Here is a 12,378-nt window from a genome sequence, read left to right on the forward strand (position 1 = left end):
ATATGGCTCACCCACGAGAACTGATCCGCAAGCAGGCCGTCGCGGTGCTGCTGGGTGCCACCAATGCGGGGGCAAGCGTTTATGCCAGCCGGGTGGCGCCGCTCATTTCCAACGGTTGGCAGAGCGAGTTGCCGGCGATCATCGTTTTCACGATGGACGAATCGGCAGAGATCTTTAACCAGGCCCCCAGGGAGTACAGGCGCCGCGTCGAGCTGGTGGTGGAAATACACGCCGAAGGCAACGATGCGCTGGATGACACCCTCGACACGCTGGCTCGCCAGGTAGAGCGCCTCTTGCTCATGGACGACACTCTCGGCGATACGGTGAATGACCTGCAGTACGTGCGCTCGCGCATGGTTCTGCTGGACCAGTCGGAGCACCTGACGGGCGCGTGCCGCCTCATCTTCGACGCTGAATATTTTGATCGTCACCCTGACGACCTGTTCAACCAAAGCCTGCCAGACCTGAAGTCGGTTAAGACCGAATACAGCCTGGGCAACGCGCAGTCGAATCCGGCTGATCGCGCAAAAACCATCATCGAGGACCTGAATCCATGACCACGCGCGTGCTCGTGAAACCGGCCGAGGGCCGCCTGGTGCGTCACCCCGACACCTATGAGCAGATCAAGCCAGAAGGCTTGCCTGTGGAACTTAACAGTTACTGGATCCGCAAGGAAAAGGCCGGTGACGTCGTCATCAAAGAGGCTGTAGTACCGGCCGAAACCAAGGGTGAAAAACAATGACCATCGGAATGGATACGATTCCTGGTGCCGGCGCGCTTCGCAAGCCTGGTGTCTACAGTGAAATCGACAACAGCAAGGCGGTGCGCGGCCCTCAGCCGGTCAGCTACCGTCGCCTGCTGATTGGTCAGAAGCTGGCCGCCGGCGCTGCCGCTGCCAACACCCTGATCCGCATCACCAGCCCGGCCCAGGCAGACGTTCAGTTCGGGAAGGGCTCGATGCTGGCTGGCATGGTTCGCGCGGCGATGGCGATCGATACCTACACCGAGCTACAAGTGATGCCGGTGGTTGATAATCCAGCAGGCGTAGCGGCAGCCGCCACGCTGGCGTTCACCGGCCCCGCCACAGCATCCGGCACCATTGAGCTGATGATCGCCGGGCGCCGCGTTTCTGTCGGCGTGATCAGTGCTGACACCGCAACCGTCATCGCGGCATCTGTGGTGGCGGCAATCACGGCCGCGGATGACATGCCAGTAACGGCCACCGCCGCGACAGGCACCGTTACGCTGACCAGCCGCCACAAAGGCGAGGCCGGCAACAGCTTGAACGCCCGTGTTAATTACTACACCGGCCAGGTACTGCCTTCCGGTGTCGCGGTCACCATCAGCGCTTTCACCGGCGGCTCTGGAAACCCAGAGCTGGGTTCGGCGCTGGCGGCTCTGGGTGATGAGTGGTTCCAGGTATGGGGGCTGGCATATACCGACGCAGCCACCCTGGCGACGGTGAAGACAGAACTGAACAGCCGCTTTGCCTGGGATCGTGAAATCGAGGCCCACGCCTTCACAGCGGCGCGCGGCACTCAAGGCTCCCTTGGAACCCTTGGCGACAGCCACAACAGTCAGCACCTGGTCATCATGATGGCCAACGACGAGCCGATGCCGACGTACGAGAAGGCCGCGGAGACTATGGCCATTGCGGCCCTGTACGCCGCCATCGATCCGGCCCGGCCAATCCAGAATCTTCAGTACGCCTGGTGCCTGGCGCCTGCCACGGCGGACAAGTTCACCAACCAGGAACGGAACCTATTGTTGTTCGACGGTATCGCGACCAGCAAGGTCAACAACGACGGCACCATGGTTGTTGAGCGCCTGATCACCACCTACAAAACCAACACCGCCGGCGGCACTGACATCAGCTACCTGGACAGCGAAACGCTGTTCACCCTGATGTACATCCGCCACGACTGGCGCGACTACATCCTGCGCAAGTACCCGCGGCACAAGCTTGCCAACGATGGCACGCGCTACGGCGTCGGGCAGCCAGTGGTAACACCGGTGGTGATGAAGGCCGAGGCGGTCTCGAAGTTCCGTGAGTGGGAGCGTCTGGGGCTGGTGGAGAACATGGAAGACTTCAAGGCCAACCTGATCGGCGAGCGTAACGAGAGCGACCCAAATCGCCTGGATATGCTGATCCCGCCTGACCTGGTCAACCAGCTGCGAATCGTCGCCAATAAAATTCAGTTCCGCCTGTAACGGCGATTGCCAGGAGAAAGAACATGGCAGCAAAAAACCGTATTGGCGGACTCATCGCCTTGAAGGTCAACGGCGACATCTACTTCGCCAAGGGTGCTTTCACTTACAACCTCGGCAAGCCCAAGCGCGAAGGCGTGGTGGGCTCCGACGTTGTCCACGGCTACAAGGAAACCCCTCAGATTCCATTCATTGAGGGTGAGATCACCGATCGCAACGAGCTGAGTCTTGAAGACCTGGTCACGCTCGATGACGCAACCATCACGCTGGAGCTTGCCAACGGCAAGGTCATCACCCTGAGTGAGGCCTGGTACGCGGGTGAGGGCACCGGCAACACCGAAGAAGGCAACATCGCTTGCCGCTTTGAAGGCATCTCTGCCGAGGAAATCTCGTAATGGCAAAGGAAAAAACGATTCAACTCGCCGAGCAGATCACGTTCGGCAAGGACACCTTCACCGAGCTGACCGTGACCCGCAAGCTGAAATACCTGCGTGGCCATGCTTTGCGTATCACTTCGGATGGCAAGGGCAACGGCGGCGCGGACATGGATTTCGCCACGCTGATTGACCTCGGGGCCAAGATGGTTGGCCATCCTCCTGCGTTGCTCGACGAGCTGAGCGAGGACGATCAAGCCGCCGTCATCGGCGAGGCCCGGGATTTTTTGCTGAAGCACCTCGGGGGTGGGAAGGAGGCGTAACCGTCGTCGTCAAAGTTATGAGCGTTCAGCCGTCGGAAGTCATGGAAATGGATTTCGACGAGCTGAACTGGTGGCTTGAGCGCACCGAGGAGTGGGTTGGATGGCAGACAAAGGATACTCCCTAAACGTCATCATCGCGGCCGTGGACAAGATCACGGCACCGCTGCGTGGGATTTTCGGTAAGGTCAAAGCGGCGAGTGCCGGCATTGCTGGTGCGCTTGACCGAACAGGATTGCCGATTTTCGCGAATAGCCTGAAGAACGTTGGTGGCGCGATTGGGGGTGTGGGTAACGCGGTCGCTTCGAGCACCAGAAAGTTGCTTGGGCTTGGGGCCACGCTTGGCATTACCGGCGCGGCGCTGAATATGTTTTTCCAGGGTTTCGCTGATGCAACCGGCGCTATTGGTGACACTGCCGAGCGCACTGGCATCAGCCGTGAGCGATTCCAGGAGCTGAGCTTTGCAGCGAAGCTCACAGGTTCGTCCGCCGAGACCCTGGGCGGCGCCTTGCAGAAGATGCAAATCAACATCGGTGCCGCGACGGCGGGCTCGAAAGAGCTTTCGCAAATGTTCAAAGGCCTGGGCATCAACATCAAGGATTCGTCCGGCAAGCTGAAAAGCTCCGATGCTTTATTCGACACTTTCGTTGATCGAATCTCGAAGATCAAAGACCCGTCCCTGCAGGCTCAGGCGGCCGTGAAGATATTCGGCAAGAGCGCTACAGAGCTTCTTCCGTTGATTCGCGGTGGTAGTGCGGGCCTGAAGGAAATGTCAGACGAGGCGCGCCGCCTCGGCGTCGTCATTTCTGACAGCGCGGTTCGTGAAGGCGAGGATTTCGGAGATACGCTTGACACGATCCATGCGGCACTCGGCGGTGTCAGCAATAGCATCGGAAGCTCCCTGGTACCGCAGTTGAATATGCTGGGCAAGCGGTTGATTGAGACGATCGTCAAGTACCGCCCCCAGATTGAAGCATTCGCCACGGCTTTCGCCGAAAACCTGCCAGGCAACATCGAACGAGTCACCGGCTTTCTTGGTGACCTGTACGACGGTGTCCAGCCGGTGATCGAGATATTCAGCTCACTTTCCGACACCTTCGGCACGGCCAACCTGATATTTACGGCGCTGGGCTTGTACATCGGCGGAGGCTTCCTGATGGCGGTGCTGAACCTGGCGCTGGCTCTGAAGGGGCTCGGGTTGGCTATCACTCTAACGCCGGTCGGCTGGTTCCTGGCGGCCATCGTGGCCATCGGCGCCGCGGCCTATGTCATCTACAAGAACTGGGACAACATCGTCGGGTTCTTCGAGGACAAATGGGCGGGCGTCAAAGCGGCCTTCAGTGACGGAATAATCAACGGTATCTGGAAGCTGTGGAAGGAATACAACCCCATCACTTTGATGATGGAAGGCTTCAACGGTCTGATTAAGTACCTGACAGGCTGGGACCTGGGCGCAATCCTCGGCAGCAAGATCACCGAGGCTGTTGCCGCCATCAAGAACGGATTGCCCGACTGGGCTAAGAAGTTACTTGGCATTGATGGTGCCGGGGTCAGCGGCGGCGCTGAGGGTGGATCGCCGTCGGCTGCCACCGGTGGTGCCGATACTGATTTGGGCCGGCGCGCAGCGCAGATCGGGCGGGATGCTGTTCAGCAGTTGGCCCCGCCGGAGCAAGCAGTAAGGGTGCAGGTCGACCTGAACAACGTTCCAGCAGGGTCCAAGGTGAAAACCGAGGGCAGCCAGGGAGCGACATTCGATACCGACATCGGTTACTCGATGATGGCCCCGTAACCGGAGTTCCCTATGGCTTGGCGAGACAACTACCGCGCCGCGACCTTTCGCGGCGTGGGCTTTTTTGTGGCTACGGCAGACAGCAATCACGGCCGTCGCCAGGCAGTACACCAAGCAGCTCAGCGTGACATCCCTCAGACCGAAGATATGGGCCGCAAGGCCAGGGACTTCAGTATTACCGGATACCTGCTGGGCAAGGAATATGACGTCGACCGTGAGGAGTTGATAAAGGCCTGCGAGCAAGCAGGTCCCGGTGTTTTGGTTCACCCGTATCGTGGCGAAATGACAGTGGTCTGCCGTGGGCTCAATGTCAGCGAGACCGCGGACGAGGGTGGAAAATGCACTCTGACCATGACCTTCCTTGAAGCGGGCGAGGCGTCTTACCCATCTGCCAAGGTGGATAGCGTCAATGCGATCAGCGCGAAGGCGGGCGAGGTCACCGAGGCCAGCAAGGAAAATTTCGTTGCCGACTTCCTCACCAAGGGTTACCCGTCGTTCGTAGCCGAGGCCGCTACCACGCAGATAAAGGGGTTGAGCGATTTTTTGAGTTCGCCTGAGTTCATCGTTTCAAGCGACATACAGGCAGTATCCGATTACTACGACAAGGTCAAAGGCATCGGCACTGATGCTTTCAATCTGATCCAGGCACCGTTCGAGTTCGCTGGCCAGGTCGTTGACGCTATCAGCAGCATCCGGTCAGCCTTCGGCGGTAGCGCCTTCGGAATGCTGATGAGTCTTTACAGCCAGTATTTCCCAAGCTCCGACGATACATCCTATTCTGGTACGCCGAGCCGTCAGCAGGTCGTGAGGAATACGAGCGCCGTTTCCGCGCTGGTTCGTCAGGCCGCCATTTCTGAGGCAGCTGTCGCCGCAGTGGTCACGCAGGCAACTGAGGACGTTTCCAACGGCGGTACGAAAACAACCTCCGAACCTACTAAATACGATAGCTACGAGGCGGCCATTGCGGTGCGCGCTGAGCTTTCCGACAGGTTGGATGAAGAGAGCGAGTTGACCAGTAACGACCTGGTGTATGTCGCGGTTACCGATTTAAGGACCGCCGTGGTTCAGGCCGTTCCTGACCCTGAACAGGACTTGCCCAGGCTTGCGACATTCTCGCCCAGGCAGACGCTGCCGTCTCTTGTTGTTGCATACCAACTCTACGGTGACGCCAGCAGGGCCGAAGATATCGTGTTGCGCAACGACCCGCGCCGCCCAGGCTTCCTGATCGGCGGCCAACAGCTTGAGGTTCTTGCAAATGGATGACCTTGAACTGCTGGTCAACGGCATGAATTACGCGGGATGGACCCAGATTGGAGTAACGCGCGCGGTTGATGCTTCCTCTGGCGCGTTCACTGTGACCCTTACGGAGCGCTGGGAAGGGCAGGAGGGCAGAGGTGCTCAAGTTGAGCCCTGGCCCATCCTCCCTGGCGATAAGTGCGAGGTCCGTCTCGGCGGAATAACGATGGTGGTTGGCTATGTCGACATCTTCAAGCCTTCGTTCAGTGCGGATGACCACACCATCAATATCCAAGGGCGCGACCGGACATCGGACCTGATCGACTGTAGTGCCGTGCACACGCCGGACGAGTGGAAGAACATTGATCTGCTGCGCTTTGCCCAGGTCTTGGCCCAGCCATTCGGCGTCGGCGTTTCGGCTGATGTCCCGGTGGGCACTCCATTCACGGTCTGCAAGCTGCAGCAGGGCGAAACAGCGTTCGAAGCAATTGAGCGTTACGCCAAGCAGAGACGCCTATTGCTGACGACGGATGGTGCCGGCGGCCTACTGATCACCCGGGCGGGTAACAAGCGGGCCAACGTGGGACTGGTTCAGGGTGAAAACATCCTCAGTGCCACCGGCAGCATTGATCACAGCCAGCGTTTCCGCAATTACCTGGTTAAAGGGCAGGCTGGATACAACCCAAACAGTGATGGAAGCACTGAGGCGCATGTCGAGGGCGGGGCAAGCGACAGCGGAGTCAGGCGTTATCGACCGATGCTGATCGTCGCTGAGTCCGGTGGATCGAACGGCAGCGCCCAAGAGCGAGCTACCTGGGAGGCCAACAGCCGGCTGGGAAAATCAGCTTCCGCTTCCATAACCGTCCAGGGCTGGCGGCAAAGCCCTGGCGGGCCAATTTGGGAGCCAGGAATGCTGGTGCAGGTCAGGTCGCCATGGTTGCGCATGGATGGGCAAATGATTATTCGGCAGGCCACCTACGAGCGTGGGGAGGGCGGTACCACTACCAAGCTCGACATCGTCAGCCCGCAAGCCTTTTCGCCGGAGCCTCCTGATTCGAAGAAAGGCAAGGCAGGGAAAAAGGGCGGTCGGAATATTTGGGCGGAAGCCATCGGGGAAGAGGACAAAAAAGATGGGTAACCCAATTCGCGATCTAAGCAACCGCGTGATGATGATGTTTGCCCGTGGTGTTGTTCGCAGGGTCACGGATACCAACGGCCGGCAGCAGTTGCAGGTCGAGTTGCTCAAGGACGAGTTGCGAGATGATATAGAACACATGCAGAACTACGGCTTCACCAGCCACGCAACAGGTGGAGACGTAGCGGTGGCCTTCATTGGCGGCAACCGCGAGCAGGGAATAGTCCTCGCTGTCGACGACCGCCGTTACCGTCTCGTCCTACAGGCAGGAGAAGTCGCGATGTACGACGACCTTGGCAACAAGGTCGAGTTGCTGCGTGACATGGTCAAGGTCACGGCTGTTCAGCATGCAGAGGTGGAGGCCCCGACCATCAAGATGATCGGAGAGATTGAGATGGTCGGTAACGTAAAAATCCAGGGGAATATTGATTCCACCGGCACCGTCACAAACAACGGCAAGAACATCGGCAGCACCCACCAACATGACGGGGTGTTGGTCGGATCCGCAAACACGGGAGTGCCCATTTAATGGCTGACGCCGCAATGGTAATGACTGAGTTTGGTGGAGACCTGGTGCTGTTTGGTTTCGACCTCGAGCGCGATGACGGTCTTGAAACTGCCGTGATCATCAGCCTATTCACCGATCGTCGCGCCAGTGCTGAGCAGATCCCGCCCGAATATGAGCAGGACGATTTGCGCGGTTACTGGGGTGATCTCACAAATGTCTCGGCGACTGATCAGACGGGCTCGCTGCTCTGGCTACTGGCCAGGGAGAAAGAACTGCCCCAAACGCTGAGCCGAGCTGAGCAGTATTGCCGTGACGCCTTGGCCTGGATGATTGATGACGTAGTGGCCACGACGATCGAGGTTGCTGCTTCATATCACTCGCGCGGCGTGATGCTGCTCGTTATCGACATTTATCGCCCGACCGGCCCGGCCGTTCGCTACCGATACAACTATGAATGGTCGGCCCAGGCCGGCAAGAGGGCTGCCTGATGCCATTTGCTAGACCAACCTTGCCTGAGCTCATTGACCGGGTTACCACCGACATCAGCGGGCGCGTGACCGGCGTCCAAAGCGCAGTGCTGCGCCGCTCGTTGCTGGGGATCCTCGCCCGGTCTGAGGCTGGCGCAGTGCACATGCTCTACGGCTTCCTTGAGTGGGCGGCCAAGCAGGCGATTATCGACACTGCCGAAAAGGAATACCTCGAGCGCTGGGCAGCAATCTGGAAAGTCTTTCGCAAGGCCGCTGATTATTCGACCGGTGCCGCGCTGCTTGCCGGCGCAATCGGCTCAACACTCCCGGTCGGAACGATCCTTCAGCGGCAAGATGGCGTGCAGTACCGCGTCCTGGCTGATGCGGTCTTCACTGATATCACGCTCCAGCCTACTGTTGTCGCCGTAGAGGCTGGTGCCGCTGGCGATGCGCCGGCCGGAACACCGTTATTTCTGTTGTCACCCGTGGCCGGTGTTCAATCGACCGGCTCCGCGTCTACGGACATTGATGGCGGTCTTGATGTTGAGACGGACGAACAGTTGCTCAGTCGGCTACTGAAGCGTATCAGGCAGCCGCCACACGGAGGTGCAGCCTCAGACTATGAGCTTTGGGCTCTTGAGGTTCCTGGCGTTACCCGGGTATGGGTGTATCCGCTTCAGATGGGCGCCGGGACTGTAACGGTCTTGTTCGTCTGTGATGGTGAGGCCGATATCATCCCGGACGCGGCGAAGGTCGCAGAGGTTCAGGCCTACATTGATGCGCGGGCACCGGTGACCGCCGAGGTGTTCGTCGCGGCTCCTGTGGCGGATCCGCTCAATATGGCGGTGAAGCTGTTGCCGAACACGGCGGCTGTCCAGGCTGCAGTCCGAGCAGAAGTTGCCGACCTGATTGTGCGCGACTCGAAACCGGGCAGCCCGACATTAATCAGCCGACTGCGCGAGGCCGTTTCTATCGCGGCCGGCGAAGCGGACAACCAGATTACGGCACCGACCGCGGACGTTGCGCACGCCACCGGACACATGGCAGTGCCCGGCACCATAACCTTCTCCAGCTTTTAAGGAGGCGTAATGCCGACAGCTGTCGACTACCTGGAGCAGCTGAAAACGCTGCTGCCTCCTGGACAAGCATTCCCGCGGGAATCTGGTACCACGCTTCACAGCCTGCTTGACGGCATGTCAATTGAACTGGCTCGAGTAGATGGCCGGGGCGAAGCTCTTCCGTTGGAGGCCAACCCATCCACCACCAGCGAGATGCTGAGCGACTGGGAGAGGGTCGCAGGCCTCCCCGACAAATGCTCAGGCGTTCTGGAAGAAACGTTGCAAGGCCGGAAGAACGCCTTGCTGGCGAAGCTATCCAGCACTGGCGGGCAGTCGGCGGCTTACTTCATCGAGCTGGCGGGTGTGCTCGGATACACGGTAACCATCGAAGAGTACCGGCCGTTTCGGGCAGGCTTCTCTCGCGCAGGCGATGCGCTTACTAACGGCGACTGGATTTTCACCTGGTTGATCCGTGCTCCTGAAACATCGGTCATTTCGTTCCGCGCAGGGGTTTCTGCTGCGGGCGAGAGGCTACGCACCTGGGGAAACGACACCCTCGAATGCAAAATAAATCAATTGAAGCCAGCGCACACCATCGCGCTCTTCGCCTACGGAGATTGACGCATGCACAGAATTGATGGGCCGGGCGCCACGGTCGACAACAAGTTCACTGAAGGTGATCCGGTAGGCGGTATTCAAGCCACGGTTGTGACCGATGATTTTCTGAACGACGTTCAAGAAGAACTGATCAGTGTTCTGACTGCCGGCGGAGTAGCGCCAGTAAAAGGTACTCAGGACCAGGTGGTTCAGGCAATTTACAAGCTCGCTCAGTCGCAGAAGGCTACAGCGTTTGTGGCTGGCGGTACTTCCACGGCGCTTACCTTAACGCCGAGCCCGGCGATCTCTGCATACGCGCTGAACCAGCGGTTCACAGTGAAGTTCCCCGTTAGTTCGGGCTTAAACCCTACGATTAACGTTTCCGCTAAAGGGGCCAAGAATCTAAAACAATACGATGCTGGCGGAGCGAAGATTTCTGCAGCGTTTGCGGCTGATCAGATATCTGACGTGATTTACGACGGTGTCGATTGGGTTTTGATGGATCAGCTACCATCGTTAAGTCTGGTAGGAGTTCAAGGGGCTTCCACTAACCTAAGAGGAGGTGCTACTGGTCTCAGTGCCGCATCCACTATTACAGCAGACGAGATTGTGCTTGAGTCGTCGACCGGTAGCTACATGACGGTGCGGAACATCAATCTTTCTCCGTCTTTTGCAAATGCCAACGGACTAAATGGTCTTGATACTGGCACCGTGCAGGCGAGCAGTTTCTACGATCGATGGGTTATTTCAAACGGAACCACCGTGGGGGCATTGTTTTGCGCCTATGGGAATTCTCCAGTAATGCCGGCTGGCTATACATTCAAAGCCCGAGTGGGCCCTGTTCGAACGGATGCTACAGCTAACAAGTTCCCACTACCGTTTATTCAGTTTGGTCGCCGTTTTAATTACGTTCCCAAGCCAGCGACAAACTTGACGGCGCCACCTCAGATTGCTAGCGGCGTAGTAAGTTTCCCAACCGCCGTGGGGTGGGGCGGTTATGCGCCCCCTGGGGCTGGATCACTTTATCTAAAAATAACACATGCTCAAGCAGGTGCTGGCTGGCTTTCAAACTCGCCTGATTATCAATATCAGTACACGCAATCAGTGAGCGGAAACAGTTCTGATTTTACAGTCCAATTACCACCAGTTTCGGCCTCTGTATATTGGGGGGCGAGTAGTGGCACTGCTGGTACGCCTGCGTTGTTCTTGATGGGGTGGGAGGAAAATCTATGAGCGGTTATGCCGTAAGTATCGATTTGTCATATAGCAGGTTGGTTCAGGGGCCAAGGCCGGAAGAGGGTGATCCAGAGGGTTCAACATACCCGGACTATGCGGTGGAAACCTACCTCCCGTTTGACCAGGGCCCACCACCTGACCCTGTTCGACGGGCCCTGAATGATGAAGAGGCTATCGAAGCCGCCGCCGTTGAAATCAATAGCCTTTTGACGGTGGCCGCACTTCGTATTGCGCCATTGCAGGATTCGGTTGATGTAGGGAAATCGACACCGGAAAAGGCTGCCCTGCTCAAAAAATGGAAGGAGTACCGAATTGATGTAGACGACGTCAAGACTCAATCCGGGTATCCGCACGCCATCAAGTGGCCTGAGCAGCCCGCTTAATCGTCCTGAGCGAACGTGCCGGCAGTTATGTTGCCGGCATGACATCAACATATTTCTATAAGGCGGCGTCCATGGCAAAAATAGCATTCCTTGGTGACAGCATCACCAAGGGGACTGATTACGGCGGTGTGACTCAGGCCGACACGTTTGCAACCCTTGTTGGGGTTGGGCTTGGTTATGATCCGGCGAACATAATCAATGCTGGGATCTCTGGGAATACAACGGTTTCGATGGCTTCACGGTTCCAGACAGATGTTGTTGCACGCGGCGCAACAGTTTGCGCCGTAATGGGTATGTTTAACGATATCGCTCAGCTGATATCCGTCACTGACTACTCCAATGCTCTTCGCTCAATAGCAATTCAGGCGTCTGCCGCGCATACCAAATGCGTGTTTGTGTCCCCGCCGATCTGGCGGGCAGATGAGGCTGGTCACGCGCGCAACCGCGAGTACGTGTATGCAATGGAACGAGTGGCGGCAGAGGAGGGCTGCCTATTTATTGACTGCTACAGAAACTATGCGTTTGACTATTTGTGCTCGACGGCGATATTCCTCACATGGTACGCCCCGAACGATGCGTTGCATCAGTCAAAAGCTGGGCATGTGCAGTTGTCGAAAATAATGCTGCGCAGTTGTTTTGCCAAATGCTGGGAGCCTTTGCCGGCAGTTAGTGCTCCGGCTGCCAGCGCGTCGGTGAGCAATATGGCATTGGCGATCGCCCGATACTTGGTAAATGGACAGAACCCAGCAGATTTGCTGCCTGTATCAGAGGAGCTGAACAAATTTTCATGATTGTTGGCTGTTTACCAAATCGCCATTATCTCATCGTGCTTTGTCTTTAAGAACTTATGCCAGGCCGCCTCTACTTCTTGGTCGATATAGGAATTGTCTTCGTCCCTTAAGAGAGATTTCCATTGTCCGCTATGTTCGAATTCATCTCTGAATAGTTCGTGATCAAAATCTAAGCGCGGGGAAGATAGTTCCCGCGTTACTTTTTTAAATAGCGCGGTCAGTACTTTAAATTTCACTTCTAACTCCCTGTAAAGTCAGTCCGTTCATTTTTGGAGC

16 protein-coding genes are annotated in these 12,378 nt (G+C 57.5%); 15 read left to right on the forward strand and 1 reads right to left on the reverse strand.

What is annotated here, in order from left to right; all coding sequences use genetic code 11:
- Positions 1 to 2 precede the first annotated feature (2 nt).
- From AC0IYN_RS19810 to AC0IYN_RS19880, 15 genes are all read left to right on the forward strand, one after another.
- The gene (locus tag AC0IYN_RS19810) at positions 3 to 557 is read left to right on the forward strand and encodes a hypothetical protein (protein WP_471842729.1); all 555 of its coding nucleotides are present in this window, start codon (positions 3 to 5) and stop codon (positions 555 to 557) included.
- Positions 554 to 742, forward strand: coding sequence for a DUF2635 domain-containing protein (locus AC0IYN_RS19815; RefSeq protein WP_025858885.1), 189 nt, complete (start codon positions 554 to 556; stop codon positions 740 to 742). Before AC0IYN_RS19810 ends, AC0IYN_RS19815 begins: the two co-directional genes overlap by 4 nt.
- Entirely contained in the window at positions 739 to 2,211 is a 1,473-nt protein-coding gene (locus AC0IYN_RS19820; RefSeq protein WP_471842732.1) for a phage tail sheath subtilisin-like domain-containing protein, read from the forward strand. The genes AC0IYN_RS19815 and AC0IYN_RS19820 overlap by 4 nt, the downstream gene beginning before the upstream one ends.
- Before the next feature lie 23 nt (positions 2,212 to 2,234).
- Positions 2,235 to 2,603, forward strand: coding sequence for a phage tail tube protein (locus AC0IYN_RS19825; RefSeq protein WP_471842735.1), 369 nt, complete (start codon positions 2,235 to 2,237; stop codon positions 2,601 to 2,603).
- Positions 2,603 to 2,905, forward strand: coding sequence for a hypothetical protein (locus AC0IYN_RS19830; RefSeq protein ID WP_025858882.1), 303 nt, complete (start codon positions 2,603 to 2,605; stop codon positions 2,903 to 2,905). Before AC0IYN_RS19825 ends, AC0IYN_RS19830 begins: the two co-directional genes overlap by 1 nt.
- 100 nt (positions 2,906 to 3,005) lie before the next feature.
- Complete coding sequence (locus AC0IYN_RS19835; RefSeq protein WP_471842739.1) at positions 3,006 to 4,691, forward strand: hypothetical protein; 1,686 nt, start codon at positions 3,006 to 3,008, stop codon at positions 4,689 to 4,691.
- 12 nt (positions 4,692 to 4,703) lie between these two features.
- Positions 4,704 to 5,954: a DNA circularization protein gene (locus AC0IYN_RS19840; RefSeq protein ID WP_471842743.1), complete on the forward strand. Its 1,251-nt coding sequence runs from the start codon at positions 4,704 to 4,706 to the stop codon at positions 5,952 to 5,954.
- Positions 5,947 to 7,065 (forward strand): phage baseplate assembly protein, encoded by a 1,119-nt coding sequence (locus AC0IYN_RS19845; RefSeq protein ID WP_471842746.1) that lies wholly within the window; start codon positions 5,947 to 5,949, stop codon positions 7,063 to 7,065. Before AC0IYN_RS19840 ends, AC0IYN_RS19845 begins: the two co-directional genes overlap by 8 nt.
- Positions 7,058 to 7,591, forward strand: coding sequence for a phage baseplate assembly protein V (locus AC0IYN_RS19850; RefSeq protein ID WP_471842750.1), 534 nt, complete (start codon positions 7,058 to 7,060; stop codon positions 7,589 to 7,591). Before AC0IYN_RS19845 ends, AC0IYN_RS19850 begins: the two co-directional genes overlap by 8 nt.
- A complete protein-coding gene (locus tag AC0IYN_RS19855; RefSeq protein ID WP_206222718.1) occupies positions 7,591 to 8,058 on the forward strand; it encodes a phage GP46 family protein in 468 nt (155 codons plus the stop codon). Before AC0IYN_RS19850 ends, AC0IYN_RS19855 begins: the two co-directional genes overlap by 1 nt.
- Entirely contained in the window at positions 8,058 to 9,116 is a 1,059-nt protein-coding gene (locus AC0IYN_RS19860) for a baseplate J/gp47 family protein (protein WP_471842754.1), read from the forward strand. The genes AC0IYN_RS19855 and AC0IYN_RS19860 overlap by 1 nt, the downstream gene beginning before the upstream one ends.
- A gap of 9 nt (positions 9,117 to 9,125) precedes the next feature.
- The gene (locus AC0IYN_RS19865; RefSeq protein ID WP_471842756.1) at positions 9,126 to 9,716 is read left to right on the forward strand and encodes a YmfQ family protein; all 591 of its coding nucleotides are present in this window, start codon (positions 9,126 to 9,128) and stop codon (positions 9,714 to 9,716) included.
- A 3-nt stretch (positions 9,717 to 9,719) separates the two neighbouring features.
- On the forward strand, positions 9,720 to 10,925 hold the full coding sequence (locus tag AC0IYN_RS19870; RefSeq protein ID WP_471842760.1) for a hypothetical protein: 1,206 nt from the start codon (positions 9,720 to 9,722) through the stop codon (positions 10,923 to 10,925).
- Positions 10,922 to 11,311, forward strand: a complete 390-nt coding sequence (locus AC0IYN_RS19875) for a tail fiber assembly protein (RefSeq protein WP_471842763.1) — start codon at positions 10,922 to 10,924, stop codon at positions 11,309 to 11,311. The genes AC0IYN_RS19870 and AC0IYN_RS19875 overlap by 4 nt, the downstream gene beginning before the upstream one ends.
- 71 nt (positions 11,312 to 11,382) lie before the next feature.
- Positions 11,383 to 12,102 carry an SGNH/GDSL hydrolase family protein gene (locus AC0IYN_RS19880; RefSeq protein ID WP_471842765.1) on the forward strand — a complete coding sequence of 240 codons (720 nt, stop codon included), beginning with the start codon at positions 11,383 to 11,385 and terminating at the stop codon, positions 12,100 to 12,102.
- Between the two features lie 11 nt (positions 12,103 to 12,113).
- Here AC0IYN_RS19880 and AC0IYN_RS19885 read toward each other — a convergent pair whose 3' ends face one another.
- Entirely contained in the window at positions 12,114 to 12,338 is a 225-nt protein-coding gene (locus tag AC0IYN_RS19885; RefSeq protein ID WP_471842767.1) for a hypothetical protein, read from the reverse strand.
- Positions 12,339 to 12,378 lie beyond the last annotated feature (40 nt).

This window comes from Pseudomonas sp. AC112 (genome assembly GCF_979253545.1).